General features: G+C 65.3%; 16 protein-coding genes. 12 read left to right on the plus strand and 4 right to left on the minus strand.

The window, feature by feature from the left end; genetic code table 11:
• Positions 1-63 precede the first annotated feature (63 nt).
• A complete protein-coding gene (locus QOL68_RS04500) occupies positions 64-1,314 on the plus strand; it encodes an MFS transporter (protein WP_282947325.1) in 1,251 nt (416 codons plus the stop codon).
• 143 nt (positions 1,315-1,457) lie between these two features.
• On the opposite strand, the gene QOL68_RS04505 is transcribed toward QOL68_RS04500, so the two are convergent.
• A complete protein-coding gene (locus QOL68_RS04505; RefSeq protein ID WP_282947327.1) occupies positions 1,458-2,573 on the minus strand; it encodes an amidohydrolase family protein in 1,116 nt (371 codons plus the stop codon).
• Between the two features lie 130 nt (positions 2,574-2,703).
• On the opposite strand from QOL68_RS04505, the gene QOL68_RS04510 reads away from it, so the two are divergent.
• The 7 genes from QOL68_RS04510 (at position 2,704) to QOL68_RS04540 (ending at position 10,806) form a co-directional block, all read left to right on the plus strand.
• Positions 2,704-3,414, plus strand: a complete 711-nt coding sequence (locus QOL68_RS04510) for a FadR/GntR family transcriptional regulator (protein WP_282947329.1) — start codon at positions 2,704-2,706, stop codon at positions 3,412-3,414.
• Positions 3,411-4,637 carry an alpha/beta fold hydrolase gene (locus QOL68_RS04515; protein WP_282947331.1) on the plus strand — a complete coding sequence of 409 codons (1,227 nt, stop codon included), beginning with the start codon at positions 3,411-3,413 and terminating at the stop codon, positions 4,635-4,637. The genes QOL68_RS04510 and QOL68_RS04515 overlap by 4 nt, the downstream gene beginning before the upstream one ends.
• Before the next feature lie 67 nt (positions 4,638-4,704).
• Positions 4,705-5,922 (plus strand): thiolase C-terminal domain-containing protein, encoded by a 1,218-nt coding sequence (locus tag QOL68_RS04520; RefSeq protein WP_282947333.1) that lies wholly within the window; start codon positions 4,705-4,707, stop codon positions 5,920-5,922.
• 5 nt (positions 5,923-5,927) lie between these two features.
• Positions 5,928-6,356, plus strand: coding sequence for a Zn-ribbon domain-containing OB-fold protein (locus QOL68_RS04525; RefSeq protein WP_282947335.1), 429 nt, complete (start codon positions 5,928-5,930; stop codon positions 6,354-6,356).
• A gap of 3 nt (positions 6,357-6,359) precedes the next feature.
• Positions 6,360-8,567, plus strand: a complete 2,208-nt coding sequence (locus tag QOL68_RS04530) for a CoA transferase (protein WP_204993864.1) — start codon at positions 6,360-6,362, stop codon at positions 8,565-8,567.
• A 2-nt stretch (positions 8,568-8,569) separates the two neighbouring features.
• On the plus strand, positions 8,570-9,943 hold the full coding sequence (locus QOL68_RS04535; protein WP_204993863.1) for a phosphotransferase family protein: 1,374 nt from the start codon (positions 8,570-8,572) through the stop codon (positions 9,941-9,943).
• Between the two features lie 35 nt (positions 9,944-9,978).
• Positions 9,979-10,806: a coniferyl-alcohol dehydrogenase gene (locus tag QOL68_RS04540; RefSeq protein WP_282947340.1), complete on the plus strand. Its 828-nt coding sequence runs from the start codon at positions 9,979-9,981 to the stop codon at positions 10,804-10,806.
• A 145-nt stretch (positions 10,807-10,951) separates the two neighbouring features.
• Here QOL68_RS04540 and QOL68_RS04545 read toward each other — a convergent pair whose 3' ends face one another.
• Positions 10,952-11,608: a TetR family transcriptional regulator gene (locus QOL68_RS04545; protein ID WP_204993861.1), complete on the minus strand. Its 657-nt coding sequence runs from the start codon at positions 11,606-11,608 to the stop codon at positions 10,952-10,954.
• A gap of 118 nt (positions 11,609-11,726) precedes the next feature.
• Between QOL68_RS04545 and QOL68_RS04550 the strand changes: the two genes are divergently transcribed.
• The 4 genes from QOL68_RS04550 to QOL68_RS04565 are packed head-to-tail and all read left to right on the plus strand — an operon-like array spanning position 11,727 to position 15,469.
• Positions 11,727-12,509 carry an SDR family oxidoreductase gene (locus QOL68_RS04550; protein WP_204993860.1) on the plus strand — a complete coding sequence of 261 codons (783 nt, stop codon included), beginning with the start codon at positions 11,727-11,729 and terminating at the stop codon, positions 12,507-12,509.
• A gap of 1 nt (position 12,510) precedes the next feature.
• Positions 12,511-13,911 carry an MFS transporter gene (locus tag QOL68_RS04555; protein ID WP_282947343.1) on the plus strand — a complete coding sequence of 467 codons (1,401 nt, stop codon included), beginning with the start codon at positions 12,511-12,513 and terminating at the stop codon, positions 13,909-13,911.
• Complete coding sequence (locus QOL68_RS04560; protein ID WP_282947344.1) at positions 13,908-14,303, plus strand: Zn-ribbon domain-containing OB-fold protein; 396 nt, start codon at positions 13,908-13,910, stop codon at positions 14,301-14,303. The genes QOL68_RS04555 and QOL68_RS04560 overlap by 4 nt, the downstream gene beginning before the upstream one ends.
• Positions 14,300-15,469 carry a thiolase family protein gene (locus tag QOL68_RS04565; protein ID WP_282947346.1) on the plus strand — a complete coding sequence of 390 codons (1,170 nt, stop codon included), beginning with the start codon at positions 14,300-14,302 and terminating at the stop codon, positions 15,467-15,469. Before QOL68_RS04560 ends, QOL68_RS04565 begins: the two co-directional genes overlap by 4 nt.
• Here the strand turns inward: QOL68_RS04565 and QOL68_RS04570 are convergent.
• Positions 15,466-16,584, minus strand: coding sequence for a Gfo/Idh/MocA family protein (locus tag QOL68_RS04570; protein ID WP_282947348.1), 1,119 nt, complete (start codon positions 16,582-16,584; stop codon positions 15,466-15,468). The genes QOL68_RS04565 and QOL68_RS04570 overlap by 4 nt on opposite strands.
• A 14-nt stretch (positions 16,585-16,598) precedes the next feature.
• Positions 16,599-17,831 (minus strand): CaiB/BaiF CoA transferase family protein, encoded by a 1,233-nt coding sequence (locus tag QOL68_RS04575; protein ID WP_282947351.1) that lies wholly within the window; start codon positions 17,829-17,831, stop codon positions 16,599-16,601.
• Positions 17,832-17,837 lie beyond the last annotated feature (6 nt).

Genomic DNA, 17,837 nt, shown 5'->3' on the forward strand with positions numbered 1-17,837 from the left:
CGGAGCAATGGGGAGGGACGGCCTGGCCGGACCCTCCCTCTTTTTTTCCGGGAAAGGAAACACATGACGTCGGAAGCTTCCAGTCGCCGTGGTCTGACGCTTGGGCTGCTCGTGATCGTTGCGATCCTGAGCTATGTCGATCGTCAGGTCTTCACGCTCTTTCAGGACGACATCAAGCTGGAGCTTGGCCTCGATGACGGCCAGCTCGGCTTGCTCACCGGCATCGCTTTTGCCGCCTTTTACGCGATCGCCGCCTTTCCGATCGCGCGCTACGCCGACCGCGGCGACCGGCGGCTCGTGATCGCGGTTTGCGTGTCGATCTGGAGCCTCGCGACTGCGTTGTCCGGCTTTGCCCATAGTTTCTGGCAAATGCTCCTCGCGCGCATCGGCCTTGCCGCGGCGGAGGCAGGCGCTGGCCCCGCCGGCATGTCGCTGCTTACCGATATCTTCCCCAAGGATCGCCGCACGACGGTCATCTCGGTCATGCTTGCCGCCAACGCCGTCGGCCTCTCGGGTGGGCTCGCGCTCGCAGGCTGGCTTTCGCAATGGTATGATTGGCGCACGGTCTTCCTGATCGTCGGTCTGCCCGGCGTCGGCGTCGGCCTGCTGGTCTATCTGCTCGCCGCCGAACCGCGCCGCCGCGGTATTGTGGGGCCTGCGCTACCGCCGCAGACGAGCCTCGGCGAGGTGCTGCGCACGATGGCGTCGAACCCTTCGCTGCGCTGGGTCGGGCTTTTGCTCTGCATGGTCCCGCTCACCGGTTTCGCCTTCATCCTGTGGGGCGCGTCCTTCTTTCAGCGCGTACACGGGCTGGACAAGACCGAGACCGGCTTCTGGCTCGGTGGCGCGATGGCCGCGGGACTGGTGATTGGCAATCTCGTCGCGGGCTGGGTCAGCGACAAATATGGCCAGGCGAACCCGCGCTTCAACGGCTGGTTCGCCGGCATCGGCTTGCTGATCTCTTGTCCCTTCGGCGTCGGTTTCGCGTTGACCAGCAACGCCTGGCTGGCGCTCGCCTGCTTCGTCGTTGTGAAGTTCATGATGACGCTGCACCTCGGGCCGATCATCGCACTCTGCTTTGTACAGGTGCCGGTTCAGATGCGCGCAATGATGTCGGCGACGATCAACATGTTCATCGGGCTTGCCGGGGTCGGCCTAGGCGGTACGGTGGCGGGTTATCTCAGCAAGGCATTTACGCCGGCTTATGGCGAATTGTCGCTTCAGCCGGCGCTGGCGATCCTGTCGGGGTGCCTGCTGGTCGGCGGTATTGCGGCGATCATGGCGGGCAGGACGGCGAGGCCGCTGGTCGAATAAAAATCCTCCCTGTCGCGAAGCGATGGGGAGGGGGACCGCTCGCGTAGCGAGAGGCGGAGGGGCCGCGACGTCGCGTTATAGCCCCTCCGTCAGCCCTACGGGCTGCCACCTCCCCATGCCTGCGGCCACAAGGAGGATTTACGTTACGCCACCACCCGCTCGCTCGTCGCCACCTTAGGCTCCAACCCGAACAGCCGCGCGGCGTTCAATCCCAATATGTTGCGGCGCACCTCTTCGCTGACGTCCAGCCCTTCGAACAGTTCGTCGACGATGCGGCGGCTGATCGGGAACGTGCCCTCGGCGTGCGGATAGTCCGAACCCCACATGATATTCTTCGCGCCGGGCAGGCCGGCGGCGGCGGACGTGATGCAGGCGCGGTCGTGCTGGAAACTCGCCCAGACCTGGTCATCGACGATCTGGCTCGGAGCGCGGCTCAGCTTCGGAAAGACGAAATTGGCATGCGCGACCGACACCTCGTCCATGCGCTCCGCGAGCGCGACGAGCCAGCTAGCGCCGCTTTCGATAAAGGCGACCCGCGCGCCGGGATTGCGGTCGAGCACCCCGCCCGACACCAGATACATCGCGGTCTGCTGCGCGTCGGTCATCTGGTTGGTATAGTTGATGATGCCCGCGCCCGGACCGCGCTCGATCACGACGGTTTCAAGCCCGGTACCGGTGTGCATGACGAACACGATCCCCAGCTTTGCCGCCCTGGCAAAAACCGGATCCCACGCCTCGCTGTTATATTTGGGCAGGTTCGGCGGCGACACCGCCGGTAACATCGCGGCGGTGAAACCCTTCGACGCCAGATAGTCGAGTTCGGCGAGCGTGTTCGAAAAGTCGAGCACGGGCAACATGCCGCAACGCACGAAACGATTGGCATGGCCGCCGAGGAAGCTGTCGTTCCAGTCGTTATAGAGGCGCGCCGACGCCGCTTCGGCATCGGCATTGTCGAGGCAATAGAGCCAGAGACCAAGCGAGGGGAAACAGATTTCGCTATCGATCCCTTCCAGCTCCATATCTTCGAGCCGGCCCGAAATCTCGCGAATGCCCCTGCGCTCGTTATCCCCCAACGCCTTTTCGCGGTGTTGGCCGACGCGCAGGCGATAGATGATCTTATCCTTGGTGCCGGTGATCAGATATTCGCCTTCCTTGCGGGCGTGGATCGCATGATCCTTCAGCGACGCGGGCAGGCCTTCCAGGAAAATATCGGCCGGTTCCATGATGTGGCTGTCGGCGCTGAACACAAAGGGTTTCATGGCAGTCATCCTCTCGACTCGGGTGGTCCAATCTCGCTTAATAACTACCTAGTTATACAAGTCGGAGCAAGTAGATTCTAGACATCGGCCGATTTATCCCATAAACAGATACCTGTTAAGGGGGATGTTGATGCAGGCCACTGGCGCTAACGAAACGCTCGCAAGCCGCACCGCGCGCGCGCTGGCAGGCTTGAGCCTTGCCGCCAATCCCGGCGATTACCTTGGCGCCGAGGACGAACTGCTCGGACGCTTCGGGGTCAGTCGGCCGACCCTCCGCCAGGCGGCCAAGATGGTCGAACGCGACCGGCTGATCAGCATCCGGCGCGGGACCAAGGGGGGGTATTTCGCCGAGCGCCCCGACGCCCGCGACGCGATCCAGTCGCTCGCGCGCTTTTTGCGCATGCGCGGCGCGAACCTTGGCGATGTCATCCAGGTGACGCGCCCCGTGTCGGAGGAGGCCGCGGTCGCAGCCGCGCGCCTGCGGACGCCCGAGGATGCCGAACGGATGCGGGATTTCCTGGACCGGATCGACGGCCATGACACCGCACGCGAACTGATCGTGGCCGAGGTCGAGCTGGCGCGGATGATCGCGCGGATGAGCGGCAATCCCGTCGTCGAGCTGGTGATGGAGATCGGCTACAGCTTTGGCCTCGATGAGCGCGGCAGCGATCTCTATGCCGACGCCGATCGGCGCGAACGCACGCGCGCGATGCAACGCAGCCTGTGTCAGGCGATCATCGACGGCGACGCCGATATCGCGCGCCTGATGATGCGGCGTCGGTCGGAGCAATTCGATATTTGGCTGAGCCTAGGCGAAGCCATGCAGGAGGCCAAGGCATGAGCGTCGTTGAATATCGCGGTTTCGCCGGCGTGCGGCTCGAGGCGGAGGTGATCGGGGTAGACGAAGATCCGTCGGTGCTGCTGATCCACGGCGCAGGACAAACCCGCCGCGTTTGGGACAGCATAGCCAACGCGCTGCAACAGGCCGGGCGCCGCGTCGTCAGCCTCGACCTGCGTGGCCACGGCGGCAGCGAGTGGCCCGAGGACGGCCGCTATGATTTCGAGGCGATGGTCGAAGATTTGCGCGCGGTGCTCGCGCAGCTCGGCACGCGCCCGGTGGTCGTCGCCTCGACGCTTGGCGGATGGATCGCAGCCGCGGCACTGGAGCGCGATGCGGCGATGCTCGCGGCCGGGTTGGTGCTTGTCGACCTCCCGCTCAACGTCGATCCCGCCGTATCGCAAAAGATCGGCGCGCGGCTCCGCGACGTCGCGGCGCTCGCGCCGGGCCAGGCCCAGTGGGACATCCGGATGCTGGGAGCCTTTGACGCAGCAGCGATGACCGAGCGGCTCGCCGGCGTCGCCGAGCATATCGCGCTCCCGACGCTCTATGTTCGCGGCGCAATGAGCGAGATCGTGTCGCGTGAGGACGCAGAGGCGTTCGTCGACAGGCTTCCCGATGGCGAGTTCGTCGAAGTGGAGGACGCGGCGCTTGTCGTGACCGATGACCGGGTCGATGCGCTCGGCGGCCATCTGATCGATTTTCTCGAGCGCCGCGCGCCCCGCGGCTCGCCCGAATATCGCGCCGGCTCCGATGCGCGGACCTTCCGCGACGCGCTCGGCTGTTTTGCGACCGGGGTCACCGTCGTCACCGCCTTCTGTCCCGACGGCCGGCCGATCGGGCTGACGGCGAACAGCTTCACGTCGGTGTCGCTCGACCCGCCGCTGCTGCTCGTCTGCATCGCCAACAATGCCGGCAGCGCGCCATTTCTGCGCGAGGCCGAACGCTTCGCGGTGAACGTGCTCCAGATCGGCCAGCAGCCGACATCGAACCGCTTCGCGGGGAAGGGAGAGGATCGCTTCGCCGCGACTCCGTGGGAGGTAGGGGAATTTGGCACGCCGGTGCTGACCGGATCGCTGAGCAGCTTCGAGTGCGTGCGCGACGCGGTGCACGACGGCGGCGACCATTTCCTGCTCGTCGGCCGTGTCGTTAAAGCGATTTTCGAACCCCGCCGCGATCCCTTGCTCTACTTCCGCGGCAAATATCGGAAACTCCATTTCGCTTGACGGCTGGACAAGCGGTGCTCGGCATCATATTAAACCTAGTTAGATAACTGGGAATCGGGAGAGAAGCATGGCCTGGGCCAATCAGGACAAGTGCGCGATCGTCGGAATCGGGGCGACCGATTATTATGTCCGCGGCAAAAGCTGGCCGCGCACGATCAACGACATGGCGGCCGAGGCGATCATGAACGCGTGCGCCGATGCGGGGATCAGCCACAAGCAGATCGATGGCTTTTCCTATTATTCGACCGCGGGCGCGGGCTATCTCGACAAGTTCGATACCGCTTCCCTCATGGAAACGCTCGGAATGCCGCACATCAGCTGGTCGGCGACGCTGACCAGCGGCGGCGGCGGCTGCCCCGGCGCGATCGGCCTCGCCACCGCGGGGCTGATGAACGAGGATTGCACCTATACGGTGACGCTGATGGCGTTGCAGCAATTACCGCAGCACCGCCTCGGCGTCGTGTTCGGTTCGGCTGCGCCCAATCCCGAAAACAGCTTCCTCCAGCCCTCGGGCCTTGTCGGCCCCGGCCATCTGATGTCTGTGCTCGCACGCCGTCACATGCACCTCTATGGCACGACGCAGGATGCATTCGGCGAGGTCGTGATGGCGACGCGAGCGAACACCCACAACCGCCCTAAGGCGGTACGTAAGGAGCCGCTGACCAAGGAACAATATGACGCCTCGGTGATGCTCGCCGATCCGCTCCGGCGGCTCGACTTCTGTCTTGAGACCGACGGCGCCGTCGCGGTGATTACGACGACGATGGATCGCGCGAAGGACTGCCGCCACAAGCCGGCGGTCGTCCACGCCGCGGCGCATGGCGGCCAGCGCGAATGGGGCCGCGCCTTTGCCTGGATGGGAATGCCCGACCCGCATTTCGCGAGCTCGGGCCACAAATTCACCGCCGATCGCGTCTGGGCGCAATCGGGTCTTTCGGCCAAGGATATGGACGTCGCGCTGATCTACGACCATTTCAGCCCGATGGTGCTGATGCAGCTCGAGGATTACGGCTTTTGCGAAAAGGGCGAGGGCAATGACTATGTCCTCTCCGGCAAGCTGCGCTACGATCCTGCCACCGGCAGGGGCGTCAACGGCGGCACCCCGGTGAACACCCACGGCGGCAACCTCAACGAGGCCTATATCATCGGCATGACGCATATCGTCGAGGGGGTCGAACAGGTGCGCGGCACCGCGATCAACCAGGTCAAGGACGCCGAATTCGCGCTCGTCTCGGGCGGCCCGGCGTCGCTTCCCGTCTCCAGCCTCATTCTGCGCAAGGACTGACATCCATGACCTACGGCCCCGCCCGTGCGCTTCCCGGCGACCAGATCCGCATCACCACCAACCCCGATACCGAACCCTTCTGGCAGGCGGCGAAGGAGGGCAAGCTCACTGCGTGCAAATGCGGCGACTGCGGCCATTTCCGCATGCCGCCGACCGCGGTCTGCCCAGAATGCGGCAGCCGCGCCAAGGAATGGCCCACGCTCCCCGGTACCGGCACCGTCTTCAGCTACGCGATCTGCAACAAGAACCCCAAGAATGGCGAGGACTATGTCTATGTCCCCGTCGTCGTCGACCTCGACGGCGCGCCGGGCACCCGCCTCAACGCCAACGTCTCGGGCTGCGATGCCGAGGATGTCCATATCGGGATGAAGGTCACCGTCGACTGGACCCCGATCCAGGACGACTGGGTGCTCCCCAACTTCAAGAAGGCCTGAGCAATGCTTGGCGACCTTCGCATCGTCGAGATCGGCGAGGGGATGGCGGTCCAGGTCGCGGGGCTGATGCTCGCCGAGCTAGGCGCCGATGTCCTGAAAGTCGAGCGCCCCGGCGGCGATCCCGCCCGCGGCACCGCGCCCTTTGCCAACTGGAACCGTGGCAAGCGCAGCCTCGTCCTCGACCTAGACACCCCCGAAGGCCTTGCCGGACTGACCGGCCGCCTCGCCGGCGCAGACGTCCTCCTCCACCAGTTCACGCCGAAACAGGCAGAGGCATTGGGTCTCGACGACGCGTCACTCGCAGCGTCTTTCCCGCGCCTCGTCACCTGCGGCATCACCGGCAGCCCGCACGACCACCCCGACGTCGAGCGCAGCGCCGACGACCTGCTCGTCGCGGCCCGCGTCGGCGCGCTCTACGAGAATGACGGCTATCGCGCTGGCCCCATCGTCTATCGCTATCGCCAGGGTAGCTGGGCCGCCGCGCACCTCGCGGCATCGGGCATCCTCGCGCGGCTCGTCATGCGGCTTCAATCGGGGCAGGGCGGCGCCGCGCATACCTCGCTGTTCCAGGGTTTCCTTTCGACGCTGCCGCTCGTCTGGGCGCGCAACAGCGAAGGGCCGATGCCCAATCCGCCGACCTATGCCCCCGATGTGCCCCGCGCGATGGCGCAGCAGCTGTTCCAATGCCAGGACGGCGACTGGCTCCAGATCATGGACCCGACGCGCCAGTTCGATTACGCCACCATGCCGACGATGTGGGAGGTGATGGCCGAGACCGACGTCGATCTCGAAACCCCCGAAGGCGTCGAGGACGCCTTCCGCCGCCGCCCGCGAGATCGCTGGATCGCCGACATGCGCGCCGCCGATATCGCGGTCGAACCCGCCTATCCGATGGGCGAAGTCCTGCGCCATCCGGAGGTCGAGGCGAACGGCTTCGTGATCGAAGTCGACGACCCCGATCTGGGCAAGACGCGCCAGCCGAACGTACCCTTCCACACCGATGCCGACCTGCCGCAGGGTCGCCCCGCCCCGCGTCTCGGCGAGGGTGGCGACGCGGACTGGACCCCGCCCCCCGCAGCGATCGGCAACGGCGCCGCGCCCGCCGAAATCCTCGAAGGCGTCCGCGTCCTCGACCTCGGCATGTTCCTTGCCGGCCCGATGGGTCCGTCGATGATGGGCGACATGGGTGCCAATGTGATCAAGGTCGAGGCGCTGACCGGCGACCGTATCCGTTTCATGCACCGCTATTATCAGGCCGCGGCCCGCTCCAAACGCAGCCTCGCGCTCGACCTGACGAAGCCCGAAGCGCAGCCGATCCTCGAACGGCTGATCCAGTGGGCCGAAGTCGTGCACCACAATATGCGCTTCAAGGGCGCCGCGAAACTTGGCCTCAGCGAAGAGGGCATCCGCAAATACAACCCCGACGTCGCATTCAACTATGTCAGCGCCTACGGCCAGCGTGGCTCGCGCGGCAACTGGCCAGGCTATGACTCGATCTTCAACGCCATCGCCGGCTGGGAATTCGAGAATGCCGGCGAGGGGAACAAGCCCGTCTTCAACCGCCCCGGCACGATGGACGTCACCTCGGCGCAAAGCTGCCTCGTCGAGATCATGGCGTCACTCTACGCAAAGCGCGCGGGGGGCAGGGGGCACACGACCCACACGTCGCTCCTCGGCGTCGCCGCGTTCACGCAAGGCGAGCGGCTGATCGGGCCCGACGGGAACCTTTCCGAAACCTATCATCTGACCAGCGACCAGACGGGCTTCTCGCCGTACCACCGCATCTATGAATGCGCCGACGGCCAGTGGATCGCCGTCGCCGCGCACAAGCCTGAACAACAAGCCGCCTTGCGCAATCTGCTCGGCGATGAAACGCAGTTCGAGGCCGCCGCAAAAGGCCGAACCGCCGCCGACCTCCTCGCCGCGCTCGAAGCGGCCGGCGTGCCCGGCGACATGGTCAATTTCGAGGATGCAATGAACCGCTTCTTCGACGATCCGCAGAACCGCGACCTGAACCTCGTTTCGGTCCTGCCGCAGCCGCTTTACGGCATCGTCGAACAGCCGGGCGCCTTCTGGCATTTCGGCGATGTGCCGATCGTCTTCAAGCGTTGCGCGCCCGCGGTCGGCCAGCATAGCGACGAAATTTTGCGCGAAATCGGCTACTCGGACGAAGAAATAGCGGCCTTTCGCGACGCAAAGATCGTCGGCTGACGGTGGAACCCGCCGCGCTGCTCCCCGAGGGTCTCGTTGCAGCGGTCGAAGCCGCCAGCGGCGCACGCGTGACCGCAGTCCGGCCGCGCGGCGGCGGCGGCGCTTCGCGCGACGGCGCCGAACTCGACCTTGCCTGGCCCGACGGGCGCACCGCGCGCGCCTATATGAATTACGACGTGCACAAGGCAGGGGCGGGCGACGATGCGGCCTTCCTGCGCGAAGCTGCGGTGTTGCGCGCGCTCTCGGGATCTCTCGCGGGCGCGGGCGTCCGCGTCGCTCCCTATTTCGCGTCGGTTGCCGACCAGCGCGCGCTCGTGTGCGGCATGGTATCGGGTAACGACCGTTTTGGCGGCATCGCCGACGCGGGCCAGCGCAGCGCACTCGCGCGCGATTTCATGGGCCAGCTCGCGGCGCTCCACCGCATCGATGTGGTCGAAACCCCGGTCGCGGGCATGGGTCCGGTCGAACCCGCCGAAGCCTTCATCAGGCGGCGCCTCGCTGCGCTGCGCGCCGCGAACAGCGGAAAGGTGTGGGACCCGCTGATCCACCTGTCGCTGAACTGGCTCGAGGCGAATATTCCCGCCGACATGCCCGCGCCGGTGATCGTCCATGGCGACGCCGGGCCGGGCAATTTCCTTTTCGAGGGCGAGCGGGTGACCGCGCTGCTCGACTGGGAACTCGTTCACTACGGCGACCCGATGGCAGACCTCGCGATGCTCTGCCTGCGCATGTTGTTCCAGGGTTTCGTCCCGCTTCCCGAAGCGTTCGCGGCCTATGAAGCGGCGGGCGGGCACAAGGTCGATCTGGCGCGAGTACGCTACTGGCGGCTTCTCTTTCAGACGGGCTTCGCGCGGCGCTCGCGCTACGACGATCCCGACGCGCCGCCGCCCCCCAATCTCGGCATGAACCTCGTCTATTCGACGATCCATCGGCGCGTGCTGTCGGAGGCGCTGGCGGAAGCGGCGGGAATTGATCGGCCGCCGGTCGCACTGCCCGAAGCGCCCGTCGGCGCGCACGACCGCAGTTTCGCTATCGCGCTTGCCGACATCCGCGACAGCATCGTGCCGCGCATTTCCGACCAGCAGGCGGCGGTAAAGGCCAAGGGCATGGCGCGCCTGATCAAATGGTGGCGCGCGATCGAGCGTTTCGAGCCGGGATTCCATGCGGCGGAAAAACGGGAGATCGAGGCGGCGCTCGGGCTCGAATTCGCCAACCATGCTGCCGCCTGGTCCGCGTTCCGCGACGAAGTGGCGGGCGACCGGATCGCCACGGAGCGCGCGATCATCCTCTGCAACGCGCATGAAACGCGCGATGCGGCGCTGTTGGCCGACGCGATGGGCGGGCTTGCCGGCACGAAATTTGCGCCGCTGGAATAATGGTTTCTCGGGAAAGATCAGGAAGGTCTGGGTCAATGGCTAGGGATATTTTGGGTTATAAGGGCAAGCGCGTCGTCGTCATGGGCTGCTTCTCAGGAACCGGCGAAGCCGCGGCCCGCTTGCTGGTCGATCTCGGTGCCGAAGTGCATGGCGCCGACATCAAACCCTCCCCCGTGAACCTTGCCAGCTTTACCGAAGTCGACCTTAAAAAGCCCGACGCCATCGCCGCCGGGATCGCCAGGATCGGCGGCAAGATCGACGCCGTGTTCAACGTCTCGGGTCTGCCGCAGACCTTCCCCGGCGAGGATGTCGTCACCGTCAACTTCCTGGGCATCCGCGCGTGGACCGAGGGCTGGATTCCGCACCTCAATCCCGGCGCCGCGATCGTCAGCGTTTCGTCGCTTGCCGGCATGGGCTATCTGGCGCGGCAGCCGTTGCTGCGTGAATTTATGGGCATCACCGACTTTGCCGAAGCGCGACAGTGGTACGCCGACCGCGCCGCCGACCTTGGCGATCCGTACACGCTGTCGAAAGAGCTCATCAACACATGGACGCAGGTCAGCGCGCCCGACCTGATCGGCCGGGACATCCGCATCAATTGCACGATGCCCAGTCCGATCGACACGCCCATGCTTGGCGAATTCCGCAAGATTGCGGGGGACGCGGTGCTCGGCGCATTCGCCAAGGCGAAGGGGCGTTATTCGACCCCCGAGGAACAGGCGTTGCCGCTGATCCTGCTCAACAGCGACGCGGCGCGCTTTGTCAGCGGGGTCTGCCTGCCGGTGGATGCTGGCCTCGCCGGGGGACTCGCCACCGGCGTGCTCAACATCCAGCAAATGATTGCGGAAGCGTCCGCGGCATGACGAATCCTCCCTGTCGCGAAGCGATGGGGAAGGGGGCGCTCGCGCAGCGAGTGGTGGAGGGGCTGCTACGCTGCGCTATCGCCCCTCGGTCAGCGCTCCGCGCTGCCACCTCCCCAAGCCTCCGGCATAGGGAGGTTCACTACAGCTATTCCCGCGCGCCCAGCATCATCGCGATACTATGCGCCGCCGCGGCTTTGAGGTCGGCATAGCCGACCCCATCATCGTCGCGGCTCATCGGTCCGATGGCCGACAGGCGTTCGAGCATCATCAGCATCGTCCCCGCGCATGACCGTGGCGAAAGGTCGGCGGGAATGCGGCCCGCCACCTGCGCGCGCTCGACCTGTTCGCTGATCGCGCCCATGATCGGCCGCGCCAGGTTCATGCGTGCCTCGTAAAAACGCGCGTCGCCCTCTTCGGCGGCCAGGTTGCGGACGACGAAGATCGTGCGGTTGCGGTTCCAGATTTCGGTGTAGTGATCGACGAACATCCGCGCGTCCGCCGCGGCCCCCGGTTTCAACCAGTCGCGTGCGATGATCGCTTCCAGTTCGGGCGAGGTCTGCGTCGCACTTTCGAGCGCCGCAAGAACGACCTCGGGCACGCCCTTGAAATAGACATAGAAAGTGGCCGGCGAGGTTTGCGCGGCGCGCGCCACGTCGACCACCGACACGTCGCGCAGCCCATGCGTTTCGAGCAGCGCGACCGTCGCGTCGATCAGCTGCTGCCGCGTGCGCTGTCCCTTGGCGCCCAGCTTGCGGCGAATCGCTTCGGGCGCGTCCTGATCCACCAGCGCCTGTTCGGTCATCGAAATCCGGTCCTGCCCCTGTTTTTCATGCTCAATCCTAACAGCAGGCTTGCGATATGGCAAAAAATTGACGTATCGTCAAAAATGATAAGAAACAGACGGAAATCGGGGATTCGGGATGGAAAGGCTGGCGGGCAAGGTCGCGGTGGTGACCGGCGCATCGAAAGGGATGGGGCGGCATTTCGTCGCCGCTTTGGTCGGAGCAGGAATGCGCGTGGCCTGCCTTGCCCGCCCATCGGACGAACTGGCGTCGCTCACCGAGGAATTTGGTGAAGCCGTGCTCGCGCTGCCCTGCGACGTCACCGCCTCGGATGCCGTCGATGCCGCAGTCGTGCAGACCGTCGAACATTTTGGTCGCATCGATGTCGTCGTCGCCAACGCCGCCGTCTATCACCCCTTCGCTTTCGAGCATGGCAGCGACGACCTCGTCCGCAGTCATGTCGACATCAACATCCTCGGCGTCGCTTGGCTGATCCGCGCCAGCATCCCGCACCTGCGCGCCGGCAAGGGGCAGATCGTCGCGATCAGCAGTGAATCGGTCCGCATGCCGTTTCCGATGCTAGCGCTCTACGCCGCCACCAAAGCTGCGGTCGAAACGCTGTGCCAGGGGCTGCGCGATGAACTGCGCGCCGACGATATCCGCGTCACCATATTGCGCTCGGGATCGGTCAAGGGCGGTTCGGGCGGCAAGGCCTGGTCGCAGGAGACGGTCGAGGCCTTCTACAAGAAGATCGTTGAAACCGGCCATGCCGCGATGACCGGCGAATCGGCCGCGCCCGAATCGATGGCCGAGGCGCTGCTCGCCGTCATCGGACTTCCCGCCGACATCGGGATCGACCTTGTCGAGGTGCGCGCGGCGCAGGTCGGGGTGCCCGACGGGGCGAAACAGGCCGCCGACTAGGGTGGAGGGGCGCCGCAACCTTCCGCTGCTGATCGGCGCGCTCTGGATTGCCGAGGTCACCGGTTCGTTCGAGACCGCGATGATCCTCGCAGCACTGAAGAGGCTGATTCAGGATTTCGGCAATCCCGCGATGGTCGGCTGGCTGATCACCGGCTACCTCATCGTCGGCGCCGCGATTGCGGCGGTGGTGGGCCGGATCGGCGACATGTTCGGGCGGCGCCGGACGCTGATCGTTGTCCTTGCGATCGGCGCGGTCGGTTCGCTGATCAGTGCGCTCTCGACCAATTTTCCGGTGCTGCTCGCCGGCCGCTTGATGCAGGGGGTTACCGGCGCCATCCTGCCGCTCTGCATCGGACTCGTGCACGAAAATATGGCCAAGGACCGCGCCCCCATGGCGATCGGGCTGATGATTTCGGGTGCGTCGATCGGCACCGCGGCGGGGCTTGTCATCGGCGGCATGGTCGTCGACCAGTTCAGCTGGCACGGCATTTTCTTCACCAGCGCGGGCCTCTGCATCACCGCTGCGCTCGCGCTGCTCGCCTTCGTTCCGGTATCGCCGCGCCGCCTTTCGGGACCACCCGTCGACTGGTTCTCGGGGCTTGCGTTCGCGCCAGGGGTTGCGCTGATCCTCGTCTATTTCAGCACCGGAAAGGATTGGGGATGGGGAGATCCTTGGTCGCTCGCCGCGCTCGTCGCCGGTATCGCGCTCGTCGCCTGGTGGGTGCAACGCAGCCTCGCCAGCCCCAATCCGTTGATCGCGATCCGCAGTTTCGGCAACCGCACGATTGCCGTCGGCGGCGCCGTCACCGCGCTCGTTTCGATGAGCACGCTGCAGATTACCGTTTTCTTCTCGTTGCTGCTTCAGGCGCCGGCATGGACCGTTGCCGGGCTTGGCTTCTCGGCGACCGTGGCCGGGCTCGCCAAATTGCCATCTAACCTCAGTTCGGCCTTTGCAGGACCGCTCGGCGGCTGGCTCGCCGGACGGGGAGGGGGACGCTTCGCGATCGTCGTGGGCGGGCTCGTCACAACCGTCGGCTGGCTCCTCTATTTCGTCCTCGACGTGAACAGCTTTGCGGTTGTCGTCGCCCAGCTCATCGTGATCAGCTTCGGCGCGACGATGCTCTTTTCGGTCGCCCCGACGATCATCGCACAGGCGTCGCCGCCCGAGCGGATCAGCGAGATTTCGGGGATGCTCACCGTCATTCGCCAGCTGTTTCTGGGCATCGGCGCGCAGATGGTGACGACCCTGCTCGCGGTCGATGTCGTCCGCCGCGGCGACGAAACCTATCCCTCGCCCTACGCCTACGACCTCACCGTCGTCGTTATCGTCGCGCTGTGCATTGCGGCGATCCTCGTCGCCTTTGCGCTGCCGCGCAACATCCAGCCCCAGGAACAACCATGAGACCGCTCCCTGAACTCACCCCCGAGAACACCGCCTTCTGGACCGGCGGTGCCGAGGGCAAGCTGATGATCGCCTTCTGCGCCGATTGCCGGCACGCGATCCACCCGCCGCAGCTGATCTGCCCCAAATGCTGGAGCGACGAGGTCGAGAGCCGCGCCGTCCCCGGCACCGGCACGGTCTACACCTATACCGTCAACCATCAGCCATGGGCGCCCGGAATGGCGGTGCCCTTCGCGCTCGCGGTGGTCGATATCGATGGCGCCCCCGGCGTGCGCGTCACCGCCGAGGTGGTGAACGCCGACCCCGAAAGCGTAGCCATCGGACAGACCATGAGAGTCGGTTTCCTCAACATCGACGACATATGGCTCCCCCGGTGGGAGCCCGCGCAATGACCCTCAACGCCGCGATCACCGGGGTCGGCATGTCCGACATCGGGCGCAAGACCGGACGCCCCGCGATGGTGCATCTCGCCGAGGCCGCGCGTCGCGCGCTCGAATGCGCGGGCCTGACGAAAGAGGATATCGACGGCATCTCGACCTATCCGGGCAAGGCGGACAATTCGCCCGGCATGTCGCCGCTTGGCACCGGCGAAGTCCGTAACGCGCTTGGCCTCAAGACCCGCTGGCATAGCGCCGTCCCCGATGGCCCGTCGCAGATGGCGCCGCTGATGGTGGCTGCAATGGCGGTTGCCACCGGGCAGGCGCGCCACGTGCTTTGCTTTCGCGCGCTTACCGAAAGCAGTTCGCAAACCGCGACCCAGCGCGCGAGCATTCCCGGTGCGGGGCGCGCGCGGCTCGGCGGCTGGTACAGCTATCTCGTTCCCGCCAATGCGATGTCGGCGTCGAACTGGGCAGGCTGGATGGCAACGCGCTATTTCCACGAGTTCGGCATGACCCGCGAGCATCTGGGCATGATCGCAACCGGCCAGCGCGCCTTTGCGCAGCATAACCCCACTGCCGTTATGCAATCGCCATTGACGATGGAGGATTATCTGGGCGCGCGGATGATCTCGTCGCCGCTCGGCCTGTTCGACTGCGACGTGCCGATCGACGGTGCGTGCGTGATCATCGTCTCGGCCGCTGACGCGGCAAAGAATTGCGCGCGCCCACCGCTGGCGATCGAGGCGATGGGCGCGGCGCTCGGCTCGCAGGAAAGCTGGGATCAACGCGCCGATCTCACCACGATGGGCGCCCATGACGCGGCCGCGGAGATGTGGAAGCGTACCGAAATGAGGCCTGCCGACGTCGATGTGCTCGCGCTTTACGACGGCTTCAGCATCTTCGTGCCCTATTGGCTCGAGGCCTTCGGTTTCTGCGGTCATGGTGAAGCGAAAGATTTCATAGCGGAGGGTAACATCGGTCCGGGAGGGCGTTTCCCGGTGAACACGGGCGGCGGCCAATTGTCGGGCGGACGGCTCCACGGATTTGGATTGCTGCACGAGGCTTGTACGCAGCTGTGGGGCCAAGCGGATGGGCGACAGGTGGACGGCGCCAAGACCGCTGTGTGCGGCATGGGCGGCGGCTTCATCGCGGGTTCGATGCTGCTGCGGAGGGACTAGACGGCAAGGTCGATCCAGCGCCGCTCGCTCGCGGCCTGATTGGCGGCTTCGACGATGGCATGCACATGGTACGCTTGGGCGAAATCCGGCGCGGCTTGACCTATACCGTTGATCGCATCGCGCATCGCCGCAAAGATCGACGCCAACGCGAGCAATCCGGTCTCGGGTCTGTCATGAATGGCGTGGCAGCCGGATATGTGCAGATATTCCGCCTCAATTTCGACTGGTTCCATCTTCGCGGTGCCCAACGCTGGATCGCGCGTCCCCGATAGAGTTGTGTCGTGCGCCATCGGGAACACCGGCGCGCGTGCTTCCAGCCGCCCCTTCGATCCCCAGACCGAAAAGCGAAATCCATCGCCGCCGATCTTCGACCAATTCGCCTCCAGCCGCGTCGGCAAACTCGACGCATGGCGCAGCAACATCGAGGCGCGGTCGGGGACTTCTGGGCGAACGATTTCCCCCGCGAGCGGCCATTCTTTTAGCGCCAGCGACATATCCGAAGCGACCGATGCGACGGGCCCGAAGAAATGGACGAGGAGGCTCAGCATATGGCTACCGAGGTTGCGTCCGGCGCTGGCGCCATTGGCGGCATCGGCGAACCAGACATAGCCCGGCACGTTGGTTTGTGCGGCGCTGAACAGCGGCACTTCGAACGCGATATCGGCGCCGAAGACTTCGCCGATCCATCCCGCGTCGACCATCGCTTTCATTTGCACCATCGCCGGCACGGCCTGCATGAAGGCATCGACCACCGCTACAGTGCCCGCCTTATGCCACGCGTCGACCATGGCTTTTGCGTCGGCGAGATCCTTCGCAAATGGAATGCCGTTATAGACATGCTTGGCCGCGCCGAGCGCCGCCATCACCATGGCAAAGCGCAGCGGCGGCCGTGTCCCGCAATCGACGATATCGATTTCGGGGTCGGTCGCCATTTTGCGAAAGTCATGAAACGCGCGCGCGACGCCGAAGTCTGATGCCGCCTTGGCGGCCGTTTCGGGGCGCGAGGTACAGATCGCGGTGACTTCGATCCCGTCGAGGCTACGCCAGGCAGGCAGATGTGCTCTGGCGCCCCAAGCCGCGCCAATGATACCGACGCGAAGCGGAGGGACGGGCATGCCGCCTTTGCCCGTCAGGCGATCGCCTTTTTGTTCTTGAGATCCTCGATGCGGTCCCATTCGAGCCCCAATTCCATCAGGAACAGCTCGGTATGCTCCGATGCCTCGGGCGCGCGGGTATTTTGGACGCCAGCATGGTTGAACTGTACCGGGTTGGCGACGAGCCGGATCGGCGCACCCCCATCGGCGCTCTCGACCTCGAAGATCAGGTCGTTCGCCAGTACCTGCTCATCGCTCGAGACGTCATGCACGGACTGGTACGCGGCCCATTGCCCCTTCATCGTCTTGAGATGCTGGATCCAGTAGGCATAGGGCTGCGCCGCGATCGCTTGCTTGACCAGCGGATAGGCTTCGGTCGCATTCGCCATGATCGCCTCGGCGGTCGAAAAACGTTCGTCCTGCGCCGCCTCGGGAATACCGAGATGGCCGAAGACATCCTCGATATAAGGGCCGGGCGACAGCACGGTCAGGTTGATGAACTTGCCGTCGGATGTCTTGAACACCCCCATGAAGGGATTGGTGCCCACGGCCTGGCTGCCACCGGGCATCTGGTTTTCGAACGGATCGGCGCCCAGTTCCATCGCGACATCGACCGAGCAGGCGGTCGCCCAAATGCCGGAGGACAGCAAAGACACATCGACTTCGGTCGCCTCGCCGGTGCGCTCGCGGTGGAACAGCGCCGCGGCGATGCCGCCCGCGATGTTCATGCCGCCAATGGTGTCGCCATAGGCCGGTCCCGGCTGGGTCAGCGGGCCGTCGAGTTCCTTCGGCGTCACCAGCACCGCCGAGCCGCCGCGCGCCCAATAGGCCGTGCTGTCGAACCCGCCCTTGTCGCGCTCGGGTCCCTTGTCGCCGAAGGCGCTGCCGCGGACATAGATGATGTCGGGGTTCACCGCGCGGATATGCTCGATGTCGATCCCCAGCTTCTGCCGCGCCGAGGGGAGATAGTTGGTCAGGAAAACGTCGGCGGTCTTCGCGATCTCGTAGAGCAGTTCGCGGCCTTCCTCGGTCGAGATATCGATCCCGACGCTGCGTTTCCCCCGGTTCGGATGCTGCATCAGCGACGAACGCTGCGGATTGACCGCGAGCCGCTGCAACATCTGGATACCGCGCTGCGCGTCGCCGCGCACCGGATGCTCGATCTTGATCACATCGGCGCCCCAGTCGGTCATCACGCCGCCCGCCGCGGGCACGAAGGTGAATTGCGCGACCTCGAGGACGCGGATGCCGGACATCACTTTGGTCATGCGCGT

Origin of the sequence: Sphingopyxis sp. Geo25 (assembly GCF_949769135.1) — a bacterium.
Classification (GTDB): domain Bacteria; phylum Pseudomonadota; class Alphaproteobacteria; order Sphingomonadales; family Sphingomonadaceae; genus Sphingopyxis.